Below are 22,866 nucleotides of genomic sequence, written 5' to 3'. Positions count from 1 at the left end.
CCCGAATGGGCGCAGCGCCAGGTGGCGCGTAGCCAAACGAAGCGCCGGCGCGTGAGGACGGATCGGTCACGATCCGCAGGATTTGGGATAAGACGTTGCAAATCGCGAAGGCGGTCCAACCTCCGCGCAGCCCAGATGGAGTCTCCCTACATGTTGCGTCGCCACATACCGGCTGCCGCCGCCGCCGCCTCCCTGCTGTTGCCTGCCCAGGCCCTGGCGCAACAGGCCGGAGGCGGGCGCCTGCAGGCGATCCAGTCCGCCGGACGCATCCGCATCGGCACGACCGGTGACTTCAACCCGATGAGCTTCCGCGATCCCGCCAGCCGCAGCTATCGCGGCCATCAGATCGAGGCGGCGGAGCAACTGGCGCGGGACATGGGGGTGCGGGCCGAATTCGTCGCGACCGATTGGCGCACGCTGATCAATGGCCTGCAGGCGGACCAGTATGATGTGGTCTTCACCGGCACTTCGATGTCCGTCGCGCGCGCGATGGCGGCCAGCTTCACCATCCCCTGGGGCCGTACTGGCTTCATCCCGCTGACCACACGTCGCAATGCCGCCCGCTTCGCCAACTGGGATGCGCTGAACCAGCGGGGCGTGACCGTCGGCACCAATCTCGGCACCACGATGGAGCAGTTTGTGCAGCAGGCCCTGCCGGCCGCAACGCTGCGCCGGGTGGAAAGCCCGGCGCGGGACTGGCAGGAACTTCTGGGCGGCCGTGTCGATGCCAGCATGTCCACGGTAATCGAGGCCGCCTTCCTCACCCGCGAATATCCGGATCTGGTGTCCCTGTTCAGCGACCAGCCGCGCAACCCGATCCCCATGGCGTTCATGGCGCCCTTGCAGGACCCGGTGTTCCTGAACTTCCTCAACGCCTGGGTCACCATCCGCCAGGCCAGCGGCTTCTTCGCCGAGATCGGCGAGAAATGGGGCGTCAGCGCCTGACTCAGGCGTCAGCCGAGGAGGTGAACCAACATCATGCCGGAGCCGAGCAGCGCCGTAGGGGCTGACAGGGCCAGCAGCGGCAGGGCGGCGAGGGGCCGCTCCGGGGTCACGATATCCTCGGCGCAGCGTGGCGGCACCGCGATGGCGGCCGGGTAGGTCAGCACCCGGCGGCTGCGTGCCGCGCCGAGCGGCAGGGGAATGACAGTGGCCGAGCGCGCAAGTGGCGTGGCCGGATGATCCGGCACCCCCGCCCGCAACGACCAGAGTGGGATCGTCTGTCTTGCCTTTGCCGCTGCCGCCATCGCCGCCTCGCATCCTGCAAGCGCGGCTCCCGGTCGTTTCGCCGGAAGTCCCGCGTTCAGCGACCTACGCAACCGCTGTGCCATGCAGAATGCAAGCGGCACGGAACCGGAGCCTCAGCCCTTCGGGTGACGTGCCGCGTCGATGAGGTTCCGCATCCGCCGCACGGCCGAAGGCAGGCCTTCGAAGACGCTCTGCCCGACCAGGAAATGCCCGATCGAGACTTCCGAAACCTCGGGCAAGGCCGCGATGCCGCCGATCGTATCGAAATCCAGGCCGTGGCCCGCATGGCACAGCAGCCCCGCCGCCTCGGCATCCCGCGCTCCTTGCGCCAGGCGCGCCAGATGCGCGGGGCGCTCGGCCGGCGTGGCATCGGCGTAGGTGCCGGTGTGCAGTTCGACGCAGTTCGCGCCGAGCCTGGCGGCCGCCTCGATCTGGGCACGATCGGCTTCGACGAAGATGGAGGTGCGGATGCCGGCACCGGTCAGGCGCCGGACCGACTCGGCGAAGGCTGGACCACTGCGCAGCACATCCAGCCCGCCCTCGGTGGTCAGTTCCTGGCGCTTCTCCGGCACCAGGCACACGGCTTCGGGCATGACCCTCAGGGCGATGCCGACCATCTCCTCGGTAGCGGCCATCTCCAGGTTCAGCTTTGTCGGTACTTCGGCCTTCATGCGTTCCACATCCTGGTCGCGGATATGCCGCCGGTCCTCGCGCAGATGGATGGTGATGCCTTCAGCACCCGCGTCCAGGCACAGCTTGGCCGCGGCCACCGGGTCCGGGAAGCGCCCGCCGCGGGCGTTACGCAGCGTCGCCACATGATCCACATTGATCGAGAGCAGCAAATGCATCATGGGCGCACGTTCCTTGATCGGCTTAGGGCAATATCCGCCGCCAGGTGCAGCGCGGCGATGAGGCTGCCCGGATCGGCCTGACCCGAGCCTGCGATATCCAGCGCGGTGCCATGATCCGGGCTGGTGCGGACGATCCGCAGGCCGAGCGTCACATTCACCCCGCCATCCATGTCGAGCGTCTTGACCGGGATCAGCGCCTGGTCGTGATACATGCACAGCGCGCAATCATAGCTGGCACGCGCCCGCGGAGTGAACAGCGTGTCGGCGGGCAGCGGGCCACGCGCCTCGATTCCCGCCTGCCGCAGGGCGGCGATGGCAGGTGCGACGATCTCGATATCCTCCCGGCCCATTGTCCCAGCCTCCCCGGCATGCGGGTTCAGCCCTGCCACCACGATGCGCGGCCGCGCGATACCGAAATCCTGCCGGAGTGCCTCCGCCACGATGCGGCCATGCTCGATGATGAGTTCGGTGGTCAAGCTGCGGATGGCCTCGGCCAGTGCGGCATGGACCGTCACCGGCACCACCCGCAGCCCGGGGCAGGCCAGCAGCATGACGGGCGGAACCCCGCGACCTGCCAGTTCGCCCAGGAATTCCGTATGTCCGGGATGCCGGAAGCCCGCGCTGGTGAGGACGGATTTCTGGATCGGATTGGTCACCACCCCGGCGGCACGGCCCTCCAGGCACAGGCGCACCGCTGTCTCGATCGCGGCGATGACCGCCCCGGCATTGGCGGGGTCCGGCCGGCCGGGCTGCGGTGCCGCGGGCAGGGGGAGCGGCAGCACGGGCAGGCCGGCCTGAAAGGCCTCCGCCGCCTGTTCCGGCGACTCGATCACCACAACCGGCGCGTCCCGCAGACTGCGCGGGTCGCCGATGAAGAAGAAGGAGGGCCCCGACTCGCGCAGGCGGTGCCAGGCCTTTGCAGATATCTCCGCGCCGATGCCGGCCGGTTCGCCCATGGTCAGGCAAAGGGGAAGGTGGGTCATGCCTGCGGCGTAGACGCTAACCGGCCGCAGGAATAGCGGGGCAGGCGGGAGGCCGGGACGGCCGCGGTCCATCGGGCCGGATCACATTGTGGGGCGGGCATTGCCTCCCCTATGTGGCACCGGAACAGTGTCCGTCCAGGCGGCAGGGCTGGATGCCCGGTTGACCTGGCGCAAGAACCATCGGGCGGCGGCAGGATAGAAGGGGTGATGCTCGCGAACTGCCTCCATGACCTGACCGCGCTGGGCGCGGGCGCCCTGGCATCCGTCGCACTGGCCATGTTGATGGCCGGGCTGGCGGGCGGCGTGACGCATTGTGTCGGCATGTGTGCGCCCTTCGTCCTGGCGCAGGCCGGCAGCATGGCCGGGCGGGTCGGGCCGGGCTTTGTCGCCCGGCTCGCTGGGGCTGCACTCATTCCCTATCATCTGGGCCGGATTGTCGGCTACGCGACGCTCGGCGCCGTGGCCGGGGCCAGTGCCGGGGTGGTGAGCCAGGTGACCGGGTTGCGGCAGGTGCTGGCGGCGCTGCTGCTGCTGGCGGCCTTCCTGATGGCCCGGCAGGCGCTGAGCCGCCTGATCCCTGCGCGTTATCACTGGTGGCCATGGCGCCGCGCGGCGCAGGGGGGCCTGGCGCCGAGCTACCCCGCCTTCCTGCTGCGGCCCATCGGCAGGCTGCTGGCCAACCCTGGAGGCTGGAACGGGCTTGGCCTGGGCCTGATGCTGTCGGCGCTGCCGTGCGGATTGCTCTACGCCGCACTTGCCGCCGCCGCGGCGACGGGCAGCGCGCTGGCGGGTGCCCTGGCCATGCTCGCCTTCTCGCTGGGCACGGTTCCCGCGCTGGTCGGGGTGGCGCTGCTTGGCCGGCTGTTCCTGCGGCGATCCGGGCCCATCACCCAGTTGGCTGGCGGCCTTCTGTTCCTGGTGAATGCCGTGCTGCTGGGGACCATGGCGGTACGCCTGGTGGCCTGACGAAATCAGCGTTTCGTTGACGCGATTTCAACCCCGGCCACGCTTTCTGTCCTGGCACCAGGATGGGGCCACTCCATGTCCGCGTCGTTCGTCGGCACGGTACCCGACACGATCCACGAGAATGCGGCCCGCGGGGACTGGGTTGCCTACCTGACCTTCGGGCCGGAGATCACCTCCGCGGCGCTGATCGGCCGAGATGCGGGGCTGTTCGTCTCCACTTTCCGGACCGGCAGCCGGTTGATGACCATAACGCCCCTGCAAGCCTTCGATGCCGAGGAATGGGGCGATGGGTGGGAGTTCACCTTCGGCCTTAATGTCAGGACCGCGGCCGGCTGGGGTTCGCTCGGTGTCACCTTCACCGTGCGGCTCCTGGATGTCGATGACACGCCGCCGCAGGATCTGGTTTTTGCCTCAGGCGGCGTGGTCCTGGCCAATGATGTGGGCGCGCCGATCGGCATCCTGTCCGCGACCGACCCCGATACGGAGGGGCCGCTGGAGTACAGCGTCGCCTGGCCGGATTCGGCCTGGTTCGAAGTCGTGGGCCGGGAGCTGAGGCTGCGGCCTGGCGTGGACCTGATCGGGCTCGGCGGTACGGTGCGAGAGGTGATGATCGAGGTCTCGGACGGCCGGAACATCGCCAGCTTCAGCCTTCCGGTTACGGTGCTGGAGCCTGGGCCACCTTCCCCCTTCGCCGTGCAGGACGGAACCATTCTGGCCGACACGCTGTACGGTACCGCCGCCGCCGATGCGCTGTTCGGCCATACGGGGAATGATGTCCTGTTCGGCCTCGATGGGGCGGATAGCCTGCATGGCGGCGCCGGCAACGACACGATCTTTGGCGGTGATGGCGCCGATACGATCCGAGGCGGGCCCGGCGACGACATGATCTACGGTGGCGACGGCGCGGACAGCCTGTTCGGCGATGATGGCGATGACTGGCTCTACGGCGGAGAGGGCATCGATCGTCTGGTCGGTGGCGAGGGCGCCGACACGCTCGATGGTGGCGGGGAAGGTGGCAATCGCCTGATCGGCGGTCCGGGTAACGACGTCTATCTGCTGCGGAGCCCGACCGACACATGGCTCGAACTGCCCGATGGCGGCATCGACGAGATGGTGGTGGGCTGGACGATGACCCTCCCCGAGCACTTCGAAAGACTGCGGTTGCGGCCGGGGGCTGGCGATATCTCGGCCTTTGGCGGGCCGGGTGATGACAGCCTCTATGGCAATGAGGGGCGCAACACGCTCTCGGGCGGTGCCGGCAATGACTGGCTCGATGGGGGTGGGGGCGCGGATCTGCTGCTGGGCGATGCCGGTAATGACACCCTCCGGGGTGGTGACGGTGACGATCTGCTGTCGGGCGGCATCGGCAATGACTGGTTGATGGGCCAGGCCGGGGCGGATCTGCTCGCCGGCGGTGCTGGCGACGACACCCTGGAAGGCGGCGCCGGCAACGACACGCTGCTGGGCGGCGACGGCCGCGACCTGCTGCTGGGTGGCGATGGCGATGACAGGCTGGATGGAGGTGCGGGCAACGACACGCTCGATGGCGGCGATGGGGTGGATTACCTGCAGGGCGGAGACGGTGATGACCTGCTGCGCGCCGGCCGGGGCGCGGGCAGCGTGCTGCGCGGCGGGGCCGGCGCCGACACGCTGGACGGTACCGCGTCGGACCGGCTGGCCGGGTGGTTCTTCGGCGGTCCGGGCGATGACCTCTATCTCATCGACAACCGCAACGACCAGGTCATCGAGGAGGCGGGCGGTGGCATCGATACCGTCTGGGCGATCCTGCCCGGCGGCGGCTACGCCTTGCCGCCAAATGTCGAGTATCTGGTCCTGATGGGTGCGGCACTATCCGGGTTCGGCAACGAGCTGAACAACAGGATCACCGGCAATATCCATCCCAACCTCCTACTTGGCGGTGCCGGCGACGATACGCTGCGTGGCGGGCTGGGCGACGACACGCTGGGTGGGGGCGAGGGGCGCGATTGGTTCCAGATGGACGCCGACGGCAGTATCGACACCGTGCTGGACTACACACCAGGGCAGGATCGGCTGCTGTTGCCGGCCAGCACCTATGCCACTTCCGCTGCTGCGGCAGGCGCCATGTTCAGCGTCTCCGGCGGCACCTTCCTGCCGCTCGGCAGTGGCGGGGTCGTGCTGATGGGGCTGGCCCCCTGGCAGGTCAGGGCCAGCGACATCGAGCTATTCTGATCAGCGCAGCAGATCCCGATAGGCATGCCAGGTCGCGTGACCGATCAGTGGCAGCACGAGAGCAAGTCCCAGGAAAAAGGGCACCAGTGCCATCGCGGTGAATACCACGATCAGCCCCGCCCAGAGCGCCATGGCCTGCCAGTTCAGCATCGTGGCCCGGATCGAGGTCAGGATGGCCTCGATGACCGAGATGTCGCGGTCCACCATCATCGGGATGGAGATGACGGAAATCGCGAAGGCGACCACGGCCAGTGCAAACCCCAGCCCGGTTCCGATCACCAGGAAGGGCAGCAGCATGTCGGACCGCAGCATCGCCACAGGCAGCGTCTCGATGGCGGGCGAGAAGCCAAGGCCGAAAAACACGGCAAACAGCAGCCCGGCCGTCCGAATCCAGAACAGGTGCAGCAGCAACAGCACCACACCCATCAACGCCAGTTGCGGCCCGTTGCGGCGGAAGCCCTGCAGGCAAAGCAGGAAGCTCACGGGCTCGCCACGCTCACGCCGCCGGCTGGCTTCATAAAGGCCGGCACCCAGAAGCGGAGCGACCAGGAAAAAGCCGGCGGTGGCGGGCAGAACCGCCCAGGCGACTCCGGCTTTGAGCAGGATGGCGCTCAGCAACCAGCCGGCCACGACCAGGGCGCCGCCATAGAAGAAGCCGACCTGGGGCATTGCCATCAGGTCCTGCCATCCGGCAGCGATCCAGGCCCAGGGTCGGTCCGGCGGCACCTCCCGGATTGAGGGCGAGGGCTGAATGGCCATCGGTTCGGCGGCGTCCTGCATGCGGATTGCCCTGGATTCCTGGCGTTGATCCCGGCCGGAGATTACGGCCGCGGCCCTGTCGGACAATTGATCCGCATCAAGGACGGCGACATCAATCGGAGGTCATCTGCGCCCGCCACACCGCCCCGTTTGCGACCCCGGTGTGAGGAGGGAGAGTTTTGCCATGGCTGCAGCAGGCTACGCCGCCAACCTAGCCGCCCCGGCTGCGGTTTCGCGGCCCGAGGCCTATGTCGAGGCACCGATCAGGGCTTTTGCGATCGCGACCATGTTTTGGGGCGTGGTCGGCTTCCTGATGGGCGTCATCATCGCATCGCAGCTGGCCTGGCCACTGCTCAACCTCGATCTCGAATGGACGACTTTCGGCCGGCTCCGGCCGGTTCACACCTCCGCCGTGATCTTTGCCTTCGGTGGCAATGCGCTGATCTGCACCAGCCTTTACGTGGTGCAGCGAACCTGCCGCGCCCGCCTGTTCGGCGGCGAGCCGATGGCCTGGTTCCTGTTCTGGGGTTACCAATTCTTCATCGTCGCGGCCGCCATCGGCTACGTCTTCGGGGTGACCCAGGGCAAGGAGTATGCCGAGCCGGAGTGGTTCGTTGACCTCTGGCTGACCGTGGTCTGGGTGCACTACCTAGTCGCTTTCGGCGGCACGATCGTGAAGCGGGAAGAGCCCCACATCTATGTGGCCAACTGGTTCTACCTGGCCTTCATCATCACCGTCGCCATGCTGCATATCGTCAACAACTTGGCGCTGCCGATCACCTTCGGCCATGGCAAGAGCTACGGCCTGGCGGCTGGCGTGCAGGATGCGATGATCCAGTGGTGGTACGGCCACAATGCCGTGGGCTTCTTCCTGACCGCGGGCTTCCTGGGGATGATGTACTACTTCATCCCGAAGCAGGCGGATCGGCCGGTCTATTCCTACCGCCTGTCCATCGTGCATTTCTGGTCGCTGATCTTCCTCTACATCTGGGCCGGCCCGCACCACCTGCACTACACCGCGCTGCCGGACTGGGCGCAGACGCTCGGCATGGTGTTCTCCGTCATGCTCTGGATGCCGTCAAGGGGCGGCATGATCAACGGGCTGATGACGCTGTCCGGCGCATGGGACAAGCTTCGCACCGATCCCGGCCTGCGTTTCTCGGTTACCGCGGTCGGCTTCTACGGCATGTCCACCTTCGAAGGGCCGGTGATGTCGATCAAGGCGGTGAACGCCCTGTCGCACTACACCGACTGGACCATCGGCCATGTGCATTCCGGTGCCATGGGCTGGGTCGGCTTTATCACCTTCGGCGCGCTTTACTGGCTGTTCCCGAAGCTCTGGAACAAGAAGGCGCTGTATAGCCAGAAGCTGGTGTCCTGGCACTTCTGGATCGCGACGCTGGGCATTGTTCTCTACATCACTGCAATGTGGGTCTCCGGCATCCTGCAGGGCCTGATGTGGCGCGCCTATGACGAGCTTGGCTTCCTGCAATACGCCTTCATCGAGAGCGTGGCGGCCATGCACCCCTACTACGTCATCCGCATGCTGGGCGGCGTGATGTACCTGGCCGGCGCATTGATCATGGTCTTCAACCTTTGGAAGACGGTGACGAGCGACGAGTTGGCCGAGGAGGCCCCGTCACCAGCGCAGGCCGCTCGCGCCGCACCCGTTCCCGCACCTGCCGAATAAGGACGCCCTGTCATGCGTTGGTTCAGTCACGCGATCATCGAGAAGAACCTGCTCCTGATGGGCGTGCTGACGCTCATCACGGTCTCGATCGGCGGCCTTGCGCAGATAGTGCCGCTGTTCACGGTGGAAAGTACGATCGAGCGGGTCGAGGGGGTGCGCCCCTACACGCCGCTCGAACTTGCGGGACGCAACATCTATGTGCGCGAGGGCTGTTACCTCTGCCACAGCCAGATGATACGCCCGTTCCGCGACGAGTTGGAGCGCTACGGGCACTACTCCCTGGCGGCGGAAAGCATGTACGACCGCCCATTCCAGTGGGGTTCCAAGCGCACCGGGCCGGACCTGGCCCGCGTCGGCGGGCGCTATTCGGATGACTGGCACGCGGCGCATCTGCGCGATCCGCGCGCGGTGGTGCCGGAGAGCATCATGCCGCCCTACGCCTTCCTCGACCGGCCGCTGAACATCGGCGACGTCGCCCATCATCTGCGGGCGCAGGCCGCGCTGGGCGTGCCCTATACGGCGGAGATGATCGCCAATGCGCGGGCCGACCTGATCGCACAGGCGAGGCCTGACATGGACGGCACCGACTTCAGCGCTCGTTATCCGCGCGCCCGCCAGGGCGTGTTCGACGGCAACGCCGCCGTGGTGACGGAGATGGATGCGCTGGTTGCCTATCTGCAGATGCTCGGCACGCTCGTTCGCTTCAGCGACGTGACGCCCGAGCAAGTCCGCCAGCAGTAGAGGAGCCACGGTCATGGATCTCGTTGCCCTGCAGCCCCTGTTCTCCACCCTCTGGGTGGTCTGGTTCTTCGTTCTCTTCATCGGAATCCTGCTGCGCACCCTGGCGCCTTCGCGGAAGCGCGAGCTTGAGCAGGACGGGAACATTCCCTTCCGTGAAGACGTCTCCGATCGCCGGCACTGAGGAGTCCCGTCGCATGCCTACCAAGATCGAGAAGGACAGCGTCACCGGCACGGAGACCACCGGCCATGAGTGGGACGGTGTGCGAGAGCTGAACACGCCGCTGCCGAAGTGGTGGCTCTATACCTTCTATGCCTGCATCGCATTTGCGGCGGTCTATGTTGTTGTCTACCCGGCCTTCCCGTTCCAGGGCGCTACCGGACTGACTGGCTGGATCGCTCGCGAAGCGGTGGTGGGCGATGTCCGCAACGCGCAGGCGCGAATGGAGCCGATGATGGCGCGTATCCGTGAGGCGACGCCGCAGCAGATCGCCGAGGATCCTGAATTGCGCGGCTTTGCCATTGCCGGCGGCCGTATTGCCTTCGCCAACAACTGCGCCGGCTGCCACGGCGCGGCAGGCCAGGGTGCCCCGGGCGGATTTCCGTCACTCGCCGATGACGACTGGATCTGGGGCGGCAATCATGAAGCGATCTGGACCACGATCGCACATGGTGTCCGGGCCGGGGAAAGCGATGAGGAACGCGTCAGCATGATGCCGCGCTTCCTGGCCGATGGCGTGCTGACGCTGCCGCAGGTACGCGACACGGCGGAGTTCGTGCTGTCCCTAACCGGCGCGTCAACAAATGCCGCCGCAGCCGAGCGCGGGGCAGAGCTGTATGCCGAGAACTGCGCCGCCTGCCATGGCGAGCGAGGCGAAGGGAATCGCGATGTCGGTGCCCCGCGCCTTTCTGATCGCATCTGGCTGTATGGGGGCGACAAGGCCTCGATCGTGCACAGCATTGCCTACAGCCGTGCCGGCGTAATGCCCGCCTGGGGTCCGCGCCTTGATCCTGCGATCGTCAACATGCTGACCGTCTACGTCCACGCGTTGGGCGGCGGCGAGAACTAGAGGGAGAAGCCCGAGGGCCGCACCATGAGCACCATCCAGCCAAAAGACCGTCTGCGTCCCACGGGTACCCCATCGCCCACCGCGCAGCCGCTCTATGCCGATCACCAGAAGGTCTACCCGAAGGCGGTGGCGGGACCGGTGCGGCGGGTGAAGTGGGTGGTGCTCGCGCTGTGCCTCGCGGCCTACTACATCGTGCCTTGGCTCCGCTGGGACCGCGGCCCTGGTGCCGCGGACCAGGCGGTGCTGGTCGATATCGCCAATGGCCGCCTGTTCTTCTTCTTCATCGAGATCTGGCCGCAGGAAGTTTATTTCCTCACCGGCCTGCTGGTGCTCGCCGCGATCGGGCTGTTCGTTGCGACCAGCCTGTTCGGCCGGGTCTGGTGCGGGTTCGCCTGTCCTCAGACGGTCTGGACCGACCTGTTCATGTGGGTCGAGCGTCTGATCCAGGGGGACCGGAACGAGCGCATGCGCCTGGATAAGGCGCCCTGGTCGCTGGCGAAGTTCCGCAAGAAGCTGCTGACGCACGCGGCCTGGCTGTTCATCGCGGCCGCCACCGGTGGCGCCTGGATCATGTATTTCAACGACGCGCCGACCGTGACGTGGGAAGTGCTGACCGGCCGCGCCTCGCTGGAGGTGTATTTCTTCTTCGCCCTTTTCTCCGGCACGACCTATCTGCTGGCCGGTTGGGCACGTGAACAGGTCTGCACCTATATGTGCCCCTGGCCGCGCTTCCAGGCCGCGATGCTGGATGAGAATTCGCTGGTCGTGACCTATCGCGACTGGCGTGGCGAACCGCGCGGGAAGTCGAAGGAGGAGGGCGTCGGCGACTGCGTCGACTGCCGCGCCTGCGTCAATGTCTGCCCCACCGGCATCGACATCCGCGATGGCCAGCAGTTGGAATGCATCGGCTGCGGCCTCTGCATCGATGCGTGCGACGACATCATGACTCGGCTGGAGCGGCCCAAGGGCCTGGTCGCCTTCGAGACGCTGGCGAATCTCGCGGCCTCGACCGCGGCGGCCAAGCCCATCCCGCCGGGTCCGCCGCGTCGGGCCGGCGGCATGGCGGCACGAAGCGTGCCGCGCTTCATCCGGCCCCGCACCATCCTCTATGCCGCGCTGCTGGGCGCTGTTGCGGCGGTGATGCTCGGCGCCTTCCTGCTGCGGGAGACCGTGACCCTTTCCGTGCTGCGGGACCGCGCGCCGCTGTTCGTCACGCTGTCCGACGGCTCCATCCGCAACGCCTATACCCTGAAGATCGCCAATAAGGGGCGCGAGGTCACGACCCTGGTGCTCGAGATCGTGGCGCCGCAGGATTTGCGGATGCAGGTGCAGGAAGGCCAGCCGATGGGTGGCAACCGCTTCGCGGTGACCACGCGGCCGGATGGCATCACGCAATGGCGCGTCCTGGTGACCCGGCCCGAAGGGTCTCAGCCCCGCGAGACGATGGACGTCACCTTCCGGCTGCATGACGCGGAGGGCCGCGTCGCCGCTGCCGCCCACAGTGTCTTCCTGGGACCAAAGCCATGAATGACTCAATGCAGTTCGACCCGCGCCGCAGCCGCTGGATCCCCTGGGTCTTCGTCGGCGGCATGCTGCTGGTTGTCGTTGTGAATGGCGGGCTGGTCTATGCCGCGCTGTCGTCCTTCACGGGCCTGACCACTGGCAGAGCCTTCGACCGTGGCCGCACCTATAATCAGGTGATCCAGGAAGCGGCGCGGCAGGAAGCGCTGGGCTGGCAGGCGCGGGTGACGTTTCAGGCCGGGGTGGTCTCCGTCTCCGTCGTGGATCGTGATGGCCGACCTGTCTCCGGCGGGATGGAGGGATATCTGCAGCGGCCGCTGGATGGCACGCAGGTGCCGCTCGCCTTCCGGCAGACCGGCGCGGGCAGGTTCGAATCCCCGGCCGTCCCGCCTCAGCTCGGCCAATGGGAGGCCCGGCTTCTGCTGCGCGGTGCGGGCGGCGACGTCTTCGAGATTCGCCAGCGACTGATCGTGTCATGACCATCGCGCCGGCGCAGAAGGACCGTTTCCTGCCCGAGCAGATCAATCTGTCCCGAGGTGCCTGCGCCCATTGCGGCACGGCGCTGGCCCCGGGGCAGGGCGCCTTCTGCTGTGCCGGCTGCAGCGGCGCCCATGCGCTGGTGCGCGGGTTGGGTCTGGATGCTTTCTATCGCCGGCAGGAAACCGCGGCCGGCACCCTGCGGCCGCCCGAGGCGCCGCCCAGCTTCGACGCCGCCACGCTTGCGACGGCGGAGGCGGATGGCACGCATCGGCTGGAGTTGATGGTCAGCGGGCTGACCTGCGGCGCCTGCGTCTGGCTGGTCGAGCAGGCGCTGGCGGCGGAACCTGATGTGCTACGCGCCCGCGCCAGCCTTTCGGCCCGCAGACTGACCATCGGCTGGCGGGGCGGGGCGGATCGCGCGCGTGAACTGGCGGCGCTGGTGGCCAGGCTCGGCTTTCGCGTCGCGCCATGGTCCCCCGCCTGCCTGCGCGCCACGGAAGATGCCGAGGGCCAGGCGCTGCTGCGCGCACTGGGCATCGCAGCCTTCGGCTCCATGAATGTGATGCTGGTTTCCGTCGCCGTCTGGGCTGGCGGGGACATGGGTGAGCAGACGCGCGCGCTGATGCATTGGCTCGCGGCACTGATCGGCCTGCCGACGGTACTGGTCGGCGGCATGCCCTTCTACAAATCCGCCTGGCAGGCCTTGCGAGCGGGGCGGGCGAATATGGACCTCGCGGTCTCGCTCGGCGTCATCGCCACCACGGTGATGAGCCTGAGCGAGGTTTTCCGCAACGGCCCCTATACCTGGTTCGACAGCGCAACCCTGCTGCTGGCCCTGCTGCTGGCCGGCCGCGTGCTGGACCGCGGCATGCGGCGCCGGGCGCGCCAGGCGGTGGCGGAATTGCTGGCCCTGCAGGACGGCTCGGTTGCGCTGATCTGCGCCGATGGCACGACTCGCGCCGTGCCGGCCGAGAGCATCCGGGCAGGCGATATGGTGCTGATCGCCTCCGGCGACCGGCTGCGGTTGGATGGCGTGGCGGCGCAGGATGTGGTGCTGGACCTCGGCGCGACCACCGGCGAATCGGTGCCCCGCGAAGTTGCGGCCGGGCAGGCGTTGGCGGCCGGGTCGGTGAACATGGGGCCGGGCTTCCAGATGCGGGTGACCGCGGCGGTGCGCGACGGCTCCCTGGCCGCGCTGGGCCGCCTGCTGGAGCGCGCGGAACAGGGGCGCGGGCGCTTCGTCTCCATCGCCGACCGCGCGGCGCGTGTCTATGTCCCCGTTGTGCATGTCATCGCAGCGGCGACCTTTCTTGGCTGGTGGTTCGGCGTCGGCGTCACGTGGCAGGAGGCGCTGGTTCCCGCGGTGGCTGCGCTGATCGTGACCTGCCCCTGTGGCTTGGCGATCGCGGTGCCCGCCGTGCAGGTTGCCGCAGTGGGCGCGCTGTTCCGCCGCGGGGTCCTGGTGGCATCCCCCACCGCGCTGGAGCGGCTGGCGAGTGCAGACCACGCCGTACTCGACAAGACCGGCACGCTCTCGGAAGGGCATCCGGAGTTGTTGCCGGATGAAGCGGTGCCGCCCGATGCACTGCGGCTCGCGGCTTCGCTGGCGCGGGCCAGCCGGCACCCGCTCTCCCAGGCGTTGGTCCGTGCCTGCCCAGATGCGCCCGCGCTGGATTCGGTCATCGAAGTCCCGGGTTTCGGCCTGCAGCGCGGCGATTTGCTGCTCGGCAACGCCGCTTTCTGCGGCGTGACGGAGACATCCGATTCCGGCATGAGCCTGTATCTCCGCCAGCCGGGTGAAGCCCCGCTTATCTTCCGTTTCAGCGATCGCCTGCGTGCGGATGCGGCGGAGGTGGTCGCGGCGCTGCAGGCCCTTGGGCTGGAGACGGAACTGCTGTCCGGCGACGCCATTTCTGCCGTCGAGGAAGCGGCTCTCGCCACGGGCATCGGCCCCTGGCAGGCGCGGGCGACGCCGGCCGACAAGGCGGCGCGGATCAGTACACTCCGGGCCGCGGGGGCCAGGCCGCTGATGATCGGCGACGGCATCAACGATGCGGCCGCACTCGCCATGGCGCATGTCTCGGCAAGCCCGGCCAACGGTACCGACATCGCCCAGGCTGCCTCCGACATCGTGCTGCGTGGCAATGGACTGGCGGCGATGCCCTACGCCATCACGGTGGCGCGGCGGGCGCAGAAGCTGGCGCTGCAGAACATCAGCTTCAGCCTGGCCTATAATGTGGTCGCGGTTCCGGCCGCGGTGCTGGGCTTCGTCACGCCGCTGATCGCGGCGCTGGTGATGGCCAGCAGTTCCATTATCGTCATCCTGAACGCGCTGCGTGCCGGGAAGGAGACTGCCTGATGAATGCCCTGATCCTGCTGGTGCCTATGGCGCTGTTGCTGGGGTTGCTCGGCCTGGCGCTGTTTCTCTGGACCCTGCGGTCCCGCCAATACGAGGACCTCGACGGCGCCGCCTCCCGCATCCTGTTCGACGACCTGCCAAAGAAGGATTTGCCGAAATGATCTATTTCATGGCCCTGTCGGCCATTATCGCCCTGGTCGGGCTCGTTGCGGCGGCTGCGGCGCAGGAGACCAGCCTGCTGGTGTTCGGGCTGGCGCTGTTCGTCTTCGGGGTGCTGTTCGCCCTGCTTCAGGTGAAGCACCATTTCGACGCCCAGGATGCCGGGCGGCACTGAGTGCCGTTCATACCGGTACCGGTGACAGTTCCTGCTTCAGGCGGCGCAGCGCAAAGCTGCTCCGCGTGTGGCGGATGCCGGGCAGGCGGTACAGGCGGTCCCGTAGCAGGCGCTCATAGCCCAGCGTGCCGCCGACCGCGGCCTTGATCATGTAGTCGTACTCGCCCGTCACCAGGTGGCATTCCAGTACCTCGGGGATGGCCTGTACCGCGTCCTCGAAGCGGCGCAGGCTTTCCTCATCGTGGCGCTCCATCATCACCTCGATGAACACCGTGTCGGGCAGGCCAAGTGCGGCCTGGTTCAGAATCGCGGCGTAGCCTTCGATGATCCCGGCCTGTTCCAGCCGGCGGACCCGTGTCCAGCAGGGGGAGGCTGAGAGCCCCACCTCCTCGGCCAGTTCCGCATTGGTCAGCCGGGCCCTGCGGGCCAAGGCTCGCAAAATTCGTCTGTCGATTGCGTCCATCGCGGCAGTTTCTGCCGTTCCTTCGGTGCCGCACAACAGAATTCGAAAAAGCTCCCTTGTGCAACCGGGCCATCCTTTCCAAGGTCTGGAACCTGCTGGGGGAGAGTTCACATGGGCAGCCTGAAACGCCCTGAAGCCAGCCTCGAGGATCGTTGGAACCTGGCGGGTGAGCCGGTGGTGCTGACGGGCATCCAGGCGCTTGTCCGCCTGCCGCTGCTGCGGCGGCAGATGGACCAGGCGCTCGGCTGGAATACCGCCGGCTACATCAGCGGCTATCGCGGCTCACCACTCGGTGGCTATGACCTGGAGCTGGCCCGGCAGGCGGTCCGGCTGAAGGAATCGCACATCGTCTTCCAGCCCGGCCTGAACGAGGATCTGGCGGCGACGGCCATCTGGGGGACGCAGCAACTCGGACTTTCGCCCGGCGCCCGCTACGATGGCGTATTCGGGATCTGGTACGGCAAGGGCCCTGGGCTCGACCGCAGCGGAGACGCGCTGCGCCATGCGAATTCGGCCGGAACAGCCCCGCTGGGTGGCGTGCTGGCGCTGTCTGGCGATGATCCTTCCGCGAAATCCTCCACCGTGACCTCGGGCTGCGAGTTCAGTTTCCAGGACCTCGAGATCCCGCTGCTCGACCCTGGCGAGGTGGCGGAGGTGCTGGAGTTCGGGCTGAAGGGCATCGCGCTGTCCCGCTTCGCCGGCACCTGGACTGGGCTGAAATGCGTGGCCGAGACCATGGATGCCAGCCAGACCCTTCGCATCGACATGGCGCGGTACACAACGCGATTGCCCGAGGATGTGGTGCTGCCGCCGGATGGCCTGTCCATCCGCCTGCCGGATACCGCCTTGGCCCAGGAACGACGCCTGCGGCAGTACAAGCTGCCCGCCGTACTGGCCTTCGCGCGCGCCAACGGCTTCGATCGCATCGTGATGGACAGCCCCCAGGCGCGGCTCGGCATCGCGGTGCGCGGCAAGGCCTTCGCGACCCTGCGACAGGTGCTGGCCGAATGCGGCATCACGCCGGAGATGGCCCGCCGGCACGGGCTCCGGGTCTGGAAGGTGGGCCTGGCCTGGCCGCTGGATGCGCTGGGGGCGCGCAGCTTCGCCCAGGGGCTCGAGGAAATCCTGGTGATCGAAGATCGCCGCGCCTTCCTCGAGACCCAGTTGCGCGATGCGCTGTACGGCACGGCGCAGCCGCCCCGCATCCTCGGCAAACGCGATGCCGCCGGCGCGCCGCTGCTTCCGGATGTGGCGGAGCTGGACGCCGCGCAGATCCTGCGCGCCCTCGCGCCGCTGCTGCCGGAGGCGTTGCGGACGGAGGCACTGTCCGCCAGGCTGCGGGAATTGCAGGAGCTGGACAGCCTGGCGGCGGAACCGCTGGCCGCGCGCGACCCGTTCTTCTGCCCCGGCTGCCCGCACAACACCTCCACCCGGATTCCGGAGGGGTCTCGCGCACTGGCCGGCATCGGCTGCCACTGGCTGGTGACCAAGATGCCGGAGCGGGATAGCCTGCCCTTCACGCAGATGGGCGGGGAGGGGGCGGGCTGGCTGGGCCAGATGGCCTTCACCGATACGCCGCACATCTTCGCCAATATCGGCGACGGCACCTGGGCCCACTCTGGCAGCCTGGCGCTGCGCGCGGCGGTGGCGGCGCGGGCGAACATCACCTTCAAGGTGCTGGTGAACTCGGCCGTCGCAATGACCGGTGGGCAGCATGTGGAAGGCGAGTTCACCGTGCCGCGCATCGCCGCCCAGCTCCGTGCCGAGGGTGTGGAGCGGATCGAGATTGTGGCGGATGACCCGGACCGCCATCGCGGCGACCCGATGCTGCCCGGGGGCGTGGGCTTCCACCATCGCAGCGCGCTGGACCAGGTGCAGCGCAGTCTGCGCGAGCATCCGGGTGTCACCGGCCTGATCTATGACCAGGAATGTGCCACCGAACGGCGCCGCAAGCGCAAGCGCGGAACAGCCGCGCGGGCGGAGCGGCGGGCCATGATCAATCCGCGCATCTGCGAGGATTGCGGCGAATGCTCGCGCGTCTCGAACTGCATCGCGGTGGAGCCGCTGGCCACGCCCTGGGGCCGCAAGCGCCGCATCGACCAATCCGCCTGCAACCAGGACCTGTCCTGCGTCGAGGCCTTCTGCCCATCCTTCGTCACGTTGGTCGGCGCGGATCCGGCGCAGCCCAAGGCAGTGGCAATGCCGGGCACCGCGCTTCCCGATCCCACCCTTCCGGCATTGGTGGACGGCACCGCCTGGAACATCCTGGCGGCCGGCGTCGGCGGGCAGGGGGTGACGGCGCTCGGCGCCATCCTGGCGATGGCGGCGCATCTGGATGGCCGCCCCTCGCGCTCGGTCGATACGCTGGGATTCGCGCAGAAGGGTGGCGGCGTCTTCGTGCAGTTGCGGGTCGGCGCCGTCGGCGCGGATGAGGCGAGCATTCCCGCGCCGCGCATCGGCGCCGGCCAGGCGGATCTGCTGCTGGCCTCGGACATGGTGGTGGCGCATGGGCGCAGCGCGCGGCCGATGCTGGGGCCGGGGCGGACCGCGGCGGTGGTGAATGCCGAAATGTCACCTACCGCGCTCTTCGTGCGGGATACCTCGACGCACTATGCGCCGGAGGCGATGCTGGCCAATCTCGCCGCCGTCTGTCGCGACCTCGTCGCGCTGCCTGCGGCCTCCGAGGTTGTGGCCGAACTCGGCGACGCGATCTTCCTCAACATCTGGCTGATGGGGCTGGCCTTTCAGCGCGGCCTGCTGCCGATCAGTGCGGAGGCGCTGCGCCAGGCGATCACGCTGAATGGCGCGCAGGTGGAGCGCAACCTGGCCGCCTTCGCGCTCGGCCGGCAGGCGGCCCTGGTGGACCGGCCCACACAGCCGCCGCAGCCCGAGAGCCTGGATGCGCTGGTCACCCGCTGCGTGGGCGACCTCACCGACTACCAGAATGCCCGCTACGCCCAGCGCTACGCGGATTTCGTCGCGATGGTGCGGAAGGCCGAGCAGGCGGCACTGCCCGGCGCGCAGCGCCTGGCCACGGCCGTCGCGGTACAGTTGCACCGGCTGATGGCGTTCAAGGATGAATACGAGGTCGCGCGCCTGCACAGCCTGCCGGAATGGCGCGACAGCCTGGCCGCCAGCTTCGCCGGCACCCCACGCATTGAGTTGAACCTGGCGCCGCCGTTGCTTTCGCGTGTGGACCCCGCGACGAAGTTGCCGCGCAAGCGCCGCTTCGGGCCGTGGATGCTGCGCGCCATGGGGCTGCTGCGGCATGGCAAGGCGCTGCGCTTCACGCCCCTCGATCCCTTCGGCCGCACCGAAGAGCGCCGCATGGAGCGCGCCTTGATCGAGGAGTTCCGCGGGACGATCGCGGCGCTGCTGCCGCGCCTCGACGTCGGCAACCACGTGGCGATCTGCGAATGGGCGGAAGCGACCGCGGGCATCAAGGGGTTTGGCCCGATCAAGGCGCGAAACCTGGCGACGGTGCGCCAGCGCTGGCAGGACATCGCAGCGCGGCTGTAGCCGCGGCGGGAGGATAGGGTGATGTCCCACGATGCGGCCGGGTTCGAACTGCCCGAAGCCACGCGCGCACTCCGCGAAACCGCACTGGCCTTTGCGCGCGAACGCTTGGCGCCGCAGGCGTTGGACTGGGATGCACGGCGGCATTTCCCGGTCGATGTCCTGCGCGAGGCCGCCGGCCTCGGCATGGCGGCGCTTTATGTACGGGAGGAAAGCGGCGGCGCCGGCCTGACGCGCCTTGATGCCGCCGTGGTGTTCGAGGCGCTGGCGACCGGCTGCCCGACGATCTCCGCCTTCCTGTCCATCCACAACATGGTCGCCTGGATGGTGGACCGCTATGGCACGCCCTCGCAGCGCGCGGCCTGGCTGCCACGGCTGATCCCGATGGAGGCGATCGCGAGCTACTGCCTGACCGAACCCGGTGCCGGCAGCGATGCGGCGTCGCTGGCAACGCGCGCGACGCGCGACAATACCGGCTATGTCCTGGACGGGGTGAAGCAGTTCATCAGCGGCGCTGGCGTGTCCGACCTGTATCTGACCATGGTCCGCACCGGCGGACCGGGGGCCGCGGGTGTTTCGGCCCTGCTGGTGCCCCGCGAGACGCCCGGCCTCGGCTTCGGCCCGAATGAGCGGAAGATGGGCTGGAACGCGCAGCCAACGCGCCAGGTGATCTTCGAGGCAGCACGGGTCCCGGCCGAGGCCTTGCTGGGGGCGGAGGGCGAGGGCTTCCGCATCGCGATGAGTGGCCTGGATGGCGGGCGGCTCAACATCGGCGCCTGCAGCCTGGGCGGCGCGCAGGCGGCGCTCGATGCCGCCATCGCCTATGTCCGGGACCGCCGGGCCTTCGGCAGCGCGGTGGTGGATTTCCAGGCCACCCGGTTCCGCCTGGCGGATATGGCGACGGAACTCGAGGCCGCGCGAACCTTGCTCTGGCGGGCCTGCGCCAAGCTCGACTCCGGCGCGCCGGACGCTACCGCCTTCTGCGCCATGGCCAAGCGCTTCGCGACCGACACCGGATCCCGCGTGGCCGATGACGCGCTGCAGCTTCTCGGCGGCTATGGCTACCTGGCGGATTACGGGGTCGAGAAGATCGTGCGCGACCTGCGCGTCCACCGGATTCTGGAAGGGACGAACGAGATCATGCGCGTGATCATCGCGCGACAGTTGCTCGGACGATGAAGACGTGGCGCAGATTGGGGGCGACGGCGCGGCCCGCGAGGAGATACAGTTTCGCCATGCGATGCGCCGCCCCGATCCTTTTCCTCGCCTGCCTGCCCGCCATGGTTCAGGCGCAGACGCTGCAAAGCCTGGTCGTGGCGGCGGACGTGGCCGTGGCGATACCCCCGCGCGGTGCGGCCGCCGTCCCGCCACCGCCTCGGCCCGTCGCGCCGCCGCCGGCAATCCCGGTGGCCGTGGCCGAACCCAGCCTTGCCGCCGGTGGCGCGGCGGGTGCGGGGCTGGCCGCCGGGCCCTTGCCTTTGCTGCTGCCGCTCGCGGCCGCCTTGGCCTTGGGTGGTGGGCTACCCGGTTCAGGTGGCTCCGGCAGCGCACCGGCCACGACCCGCTAGGGCGAGGCCCCGCCAAGGGCCGCGGTTGGACAGGCCTGGACGGCTGCGCCATCTTCACCCGAATTGGTGACTGGGGACTTTAGGCCATATGAGCACGCGTGAGGGCGCCGTCGGGCGCGCCATGGCATTCTTCGACGATGGCGGGTTTGAGCAATTGCTCTCCGACCTCGTCGCGATCCCCTCGACTTCGCAGGAGGAAGCCGGTGCGCCGGCGCTGGCCACCTATCTGGACCATGCAATGCGGCCCTGGCTGGAACGGCTGGGCTTCGATGTCACCATCTCGCCCAATCCGCTGCCGGGCTTCGGCCCCATTCTCAGCGCCAGCCGCATCGAGGACCCGGCGCGGCCTACCGTGCTGCTCTACGGCCACGGCGATACGGTGCGGGGCCTGGAGGATCAGTGGCGCCAGGGTCTCTCGCCCTGGAAGCTGACGCGCGAGGATGGTCGCTGGTACGGCCGCGGCACCGCGGACAACAAGGGCCAGCACGCGCTGAACCTGGCGGCGCTGGAGGCGGTGCTGACGGAACGGGGCGGCAAGCTCGGCGCCAATGTGAAGCTGGTGATTGAAACGGCGGAGGAGCGCGGATCACGCGGCCTGCGTGAATTCATCGCCCTGCATGCCGAGGAACTGGCGGCCGATGCGCTGATCGCCTCCGACGGTCCGCGGGTGGAGCCGGAGATGCCGACGATTGCCACGGGCACGCGTGGCACCTTCCATTTCGACCTGGTGGTCAAGCTGCGCGAGGGCGGCGTGCATTCCGGCCACTGGGGCGGGTTGACCACGGACCCCGCCATTCTGCTGGCGCATGCGCTGTCCACCATCATGGACCGCTACGGCAAGATCCTGGTGCGGGACTGGCTGCCACGCCAGGGCGTGCCGCCCCGTGTGAAGGCCGTGCTGGAAGGTTGCCCCGTGGGCGGCGGTGACGGCGCCGCGACGATCGACCCGCAATGGGGCGAGCCGGGCCTGACCTCCGCCGAGAAGATCTATGGCTGGAACAGCTTCATCGTCCTGGCGATGGTGTCGGGCCGGCCGGAAAATCCGGTGAACGCCGTGGCGCCGGATGCGCGGGCCCATTGCCAGATCCGCTACACGGTGGATGCCGAGCCGGATCGCTTCGTTGCCGCGCTGCGGGCGCACCTCGACACGCACCGGCTGCAGGATGTGCGGATCGAGAACGCCTTCATCCGCATGCCTGCCAGCCGCACCGCGCCGGATCATCCCTGGGTCGGCTGGGCGCAGGCCTCCGTCGCGCGCACCCTGAACAAGCGGGTGCAGATCATCCCGAGCAGTTCGGGCGGCCTGCCGGGCGATGTCTTCGTCGATCACCTCGGCGTGCCGCTGGTGTGGATTCCGCACAGCTACAATGGTTGCAAGCAGCATGGGCCGGATGAGCACCTGTTGATCTCGGCGGCGCGGGAAGGGATCGCGAGCTTCGCCGGCCTCTGGTGGGATCTTGGCGAACCGGGGACACCGGCCCGCGACTGAAGCTTCCGCGACAGCGCGTTACGCTTCCTCACGCGATGCATCCCGCTTCGACACGCGCCTGTTGCAAGCGGGCCTCATCTTCGTCCTGCAGCCGGTGTTGGGCCGGCCAAAGGAGATGAAGATGAAGTCCATGAGGATCGCCCTGCTGGCTGGTGCCGCCCTGGCCGTGGCCGCCGTCTCGGTGCCGGCCTTCGCACAACCCGGCCAGGGGCCTGGCGCTGGCCCGGGCCATGGCAGCCGCGGCTTCGCGATGGGCGAGGCGTTTGCCCGTGCCGATGCCAACAATGATGGTCGCGTGACGCAGGAGGAAGGCTGGGCCTGGCTGACGGCGCGGTTCCAGGAGGTCGATGCCGACCGCGATGGCGGCGTGACCATGGAGGAAATGCGCGCCTATGCCGAAGCCCGCATGGGTGAGCGCCGCGGCGGCGGGGAGCGTCGGGCCGGGCGTGGCATGCAGCGGCATGGCGAGGGCATGTTCCGTGCGTTGGACGCGAACAGCGACGGCAAGGTCACGCTGGAAGAGATCCGGCCCTTCGCCGAGGCGATGTTCCGCGCGCGGGACGTCAACGCCGATGGTGCGCTGACCCGCGAGGAGGTGCGCCCGCGCCATCGTGGCCCGC

22 protein-coding genes are annotated in these 22,866 nt (G+C 68.4%); 17 read left to right on the top strand and 5 right to left on the bottom strand.

Annotated features, from left to right (window positions below):
* Positions 1-150: 150 nt before the first annotated feature.
* Positions 151-945 carry a transporter substrate-binding domain-containing protein gene (locus tag Q8S40_RS04005; protein WP_305669371.1) on the top strand — a complete coding sequence of 265 codons (795 nt, stop codon included), beginning with the start codon at positions 151-153 and terminating at the stop codon, positions 943-945.
* An 8-nt stretch (positions 946-953) separates the two neighbouring features.
* Here Q8S40_RS04005 and Q8S40_RS04000 read toward each other — a convergent pair whose 3' ends face one another.
* The 3 genes from Q8S40_RS04000 to pdxA form a co-directional block, all read right to left on the bottom strand.
* On the bottom strand, positions 954-1,190 hold the full coding sequence (locus Q8S40_RS04000) for a hypothetical protein (protein WP_305669370.1): 237 nt from the start codon (positions 1,188-1,190) through the stop codon (positions 954-956).
* A 171-nt stretch (positions 1,191-1,361) separates the two neighbouring features.
* Entirely contained in the window at positions 1,362-2,099 is a 738-nt protein-coding gene (locus tag Q8S40_RS03995) for a pyridoxine 5'-phosphate synthase (RefSeq protein WP_304808888.1), read from the bottom strand.
* On the bottom strand, positions 2,096-3,055 hold the full coding sequence (gene pdxA, locus Q8S40_RS03990; protein WP_371136797.1) for a 4-hydroxythreonine-4-phosphate dehydrogenase PdxA: 960 nt from the start codon (positions 3,053-3,055) through the stop codon (positions 2,096-2,098). The genes Q8S40_RS03995 and pdxA overlap by 4 nt, the downstream gene beginning before the upstream one ends.
* A 234-nt stretch (positions 3,056-3,289) precedes the next feature.
* Here pdxA and Q8S40_RS03985 point away from each other — a divergent pair, with 234 nt between their 5' ends.
* Positions 3,290-4,048 carry a sulfite exporter TauE/SafE family protein gene (locus Q8S40_RS03985; RefSeq protein ID WP_305669368.1) on the top strand — a complete coding sequence of 253 codons (759 nt, stop codon included), beginning with the start codon at positions 3,290-3,292 and terminating at the stop codon, positions 4,046-4,048.
* A 75-nt stretch (positions 4,049-4,123) separates the two neighbouring features.
* Positions 4,124-6,259: a calcium-binding protein gene (locus tag Q8S40_RS03980; protein ID WP_305669367.1), complete on the top strand. Its 2,136-nt coding sequence runs from the start codon at positions 4,124-4,126 to the stop codon at positions 6,257-6,259.
* Here Q8S40_RS03980 and Q8S40_RS03975 read toward each other — a convergent pair whose 3' ends face one another.
* Entirely contained in the window at positions 6,260-6,934 is a 675-nt protein-coding gene (locus tag Q8S40_RS03975; protein ID WP_305669366.1) for a DUF2189 domain-containing protein, read from the bottom strand.
* A 268-nt stretch (positions 6,935-7,202) separates the two neighbouring features.
* On the opposite strand from Q8S40_RS03975, the gene ccoN reads away from it, so the two are divergent.
* From ccoN to Q8S40_RS03930, 9 genes are read left to right on the top strand one after another with little or no spacing between them, the layout of a single operon-like run.
* Positions 7,203-8,708 carry a cytochrome-c oxidase, cbb3-type subunit I gene (ccoN, locus tag Q8S40_RS03970; RefSeq protein ID WP_305669365.1) on the top strand — a complete coding sequence of 502 codons (1,506 nt, stop codon included), beginning with the start codon at positions 7,203-7,205 and terminating at the stop codon, positions 8,706-8,708.
* A 12-nt stretch (positions 8,709-8,720) separates the two neighbouring features.
* A complete protein-coding gene (ccoO, locus tag Q8S40_RS03965; protein WP_305669364.1) occupies positions 8,721-9,449 on the top strand; it encodes a cytochrome-c oxidase, cbb3-type subunit II in 729 nt (242 codons plus the stop codon).
* A gap of 13 nt (positions 9,450-9,462) precedes the next feature.
* On the top strand, positions 9,463-9,630 hold the full coding sequence (locus tag Q8S40_RS03960; RefSeq protein WP_304808875.1) for a cbb3-type cytochrome c oxidase subunit 3: 168 nt from the start codon (positions 9,463-9,465) through the stop codon (positions 9,628-9,630).
* Between the two features lie 13 nt (positions 9,631-9,643).
* Positions 9,644-10,516 carry a cytochrome-c oxidase, cbb3-type subunit III gene (gene ccoP, locus Q8S40_RS03955; RefSeq protein WP_305669363.1) on the top strand — a complete coding sequence of 291 codons (873 nt, stop codon included), beginning with the start codon at positions 9,644-9,646 and terminating at the stop codon, positions 10,514-10,516.
* A 24-nt stretch (positions 10,517-10,540) separates the two neighbouring features.
* Positions 10,541-12,043, top strand: a complete 1,503-nt coding sequence (ccoG, locus tag Q8S40_RS03950; RefSeq protein WP_304808871.1) for a cytochrome c oxidase accessory protein CcoG — start codon at positions 10,541-10,543, stop codon at positions 12,041-12,043.
* Positions 12,040-12,516 carry a FixH family protein gene (locus Q8S40_RS03945; RefSeq protein WP_305669362.1) on the top strand — a complete coding sequence of 159 codons (477 nt, stop codon included), beginning with the start codon at positions 12,040-12,042 and terminating at the stop codon, positions 12,514-12,516. The genes ccoG and Q8S40_RS03945 overlap by 4 nt, the downstream gene beginning before the upstream one ends.
* Complete coding sequence (locus tag Q8S40_RS03940) at positions 12,513-14,876, top strand: heavy metal translocating P-type ATPase (RefSeq protein ID WP_305669361.1); 2,364 nt, start codon at positions 12,513-12,515, stop codon at positions 14,874-14,876. The genes Q8S40_RS03945 and Q8S40_RS03940 overlap by 4 nt, the downstream gene beginning before the upstream one ends.
* Positions 14,876-15,037 carry a cbb3-type cytochrome oxidase assembly protein CcoS gene (gene ccoS, locus Q8S40_RS03935; protein ID WP_304808865.1) on the top strand — a complete coding sequence of 54 codons (162 nt, stop codon included), beginning with the start codon at positions 14,876-14,878 and terminating at the stop codon, positions 15,035-15,037. Before Q8S40_RS03940 ends, ccoS begins: the two co-directional genes overlap by 1 nt.
* Entirely contained in the window at positions 15,034-15,210 is a 177-nt protein-coding gene (locus tag Q8S40_RS03930; RefSeq protein ID WP_304808863.1) for a hypothetical protein, read from the top strand. The genes ccoS and Q8S40_RS03930 overlap by 4 nt, the downstream gene beginning before the upstream one ends.
* A gap of 7 nt (positions 15,211-15,217) precedes the next feature.
* Here Q8S40_RS03930 and Q8S40_RS03925 read toward each other — a convergent pair whose 3' ends face one another.
* Positions 15,218-15,673, bottom strand: a complete 456-nt coding sequence (locus tag Q8S40_RS03925; RefSeq protein ID WP_305669360.1) for an Lrp/AsnC family transcriptional regulator — start codon at positions 15,671-15,673, stop codon at positions 15,218-15,220.
* Positions 15,674-15,784: 111 nt separating this feature from the next.
* Between Q8S40_RS03925 and Q8S40_RS03920 the strand changes: the two genes are divergently transcribed.
* The 5 genes from Q8S40_RS03920 to Q8S40_RS03900 form a co-directional block, all read left to right on the top strand.
* Complete coding sequence (locus Q8S40_RS03920; RefSeq protein WP_305669359.1) at positions 15,785-19,192, top strand: indolepyruvate ferredoxin oxidoreductase family protein; 3,408 nt, start codon at positions 15,785-15,787, stop codon at positions 19,190-19,192.
* A 21-nt stretch (positions 19,193-19,213) separates the two neighbouring features.
* The gene (locus Q8S40_RS03915) at positions 19,214-20,368 is read left to right on the top strand and encodes an acyl-CoA dehydrogenase family protein (RefSeq protein ID WP_305669358.1); all 1,155 of its coding nucleotides are present in this window, start codon (positions 19,214-19,216) and stop codon (positions 20,366-20,368) included.
* 56 nt (positions 20,369-20,424) lie between these two features.
* Positions 20,425-20,757 (top strand): hypothetical protein, encoded by a 333-nt coding sequence (locus Q8S40_RS03910; RefSeq protein ID WP_305669357.1) that lies wholly within the window; start codon positions 20,425-20,427, stop codon positions 20,755-20,757.
* Positions 20,758-20,845: 88 nt separating this feature from the next.
* A complete protein-coding gene (locus Q8S40_RS03905; RefSeq protein ID WP_305669356.1) occupies positions 20,846-22,246 on the top strand; it encodes a M20/M25/M40 family metallo-hydrolase in 1,401 nt (466 codons plus the stop codon).
* A gap of 121 nt (positions 22,247-22,367) precedes the next feature.
* Positions 22,368-22,866: EF-hand domain-containing protein (locus Q8S40_RS03900; protein ID WP_371136796.1), on the top strand; the 499-nt coding region annotated here is incomplete at its 3' end.

This window comes from Falsiroseomonas sp. (genome assembly GCF_030695085.1).
Classification (GTDB): domain Bacteria; phylum Pseudomonadota; class Alphaproteobacteria; order Acetobacterales; family Acetobacteraceae; genus Falsiroseomonas.
Note: the sequence above shows the minus strand (reverse complement) of the source record. Positions and strands in the feature narration are given on the sequence as shown.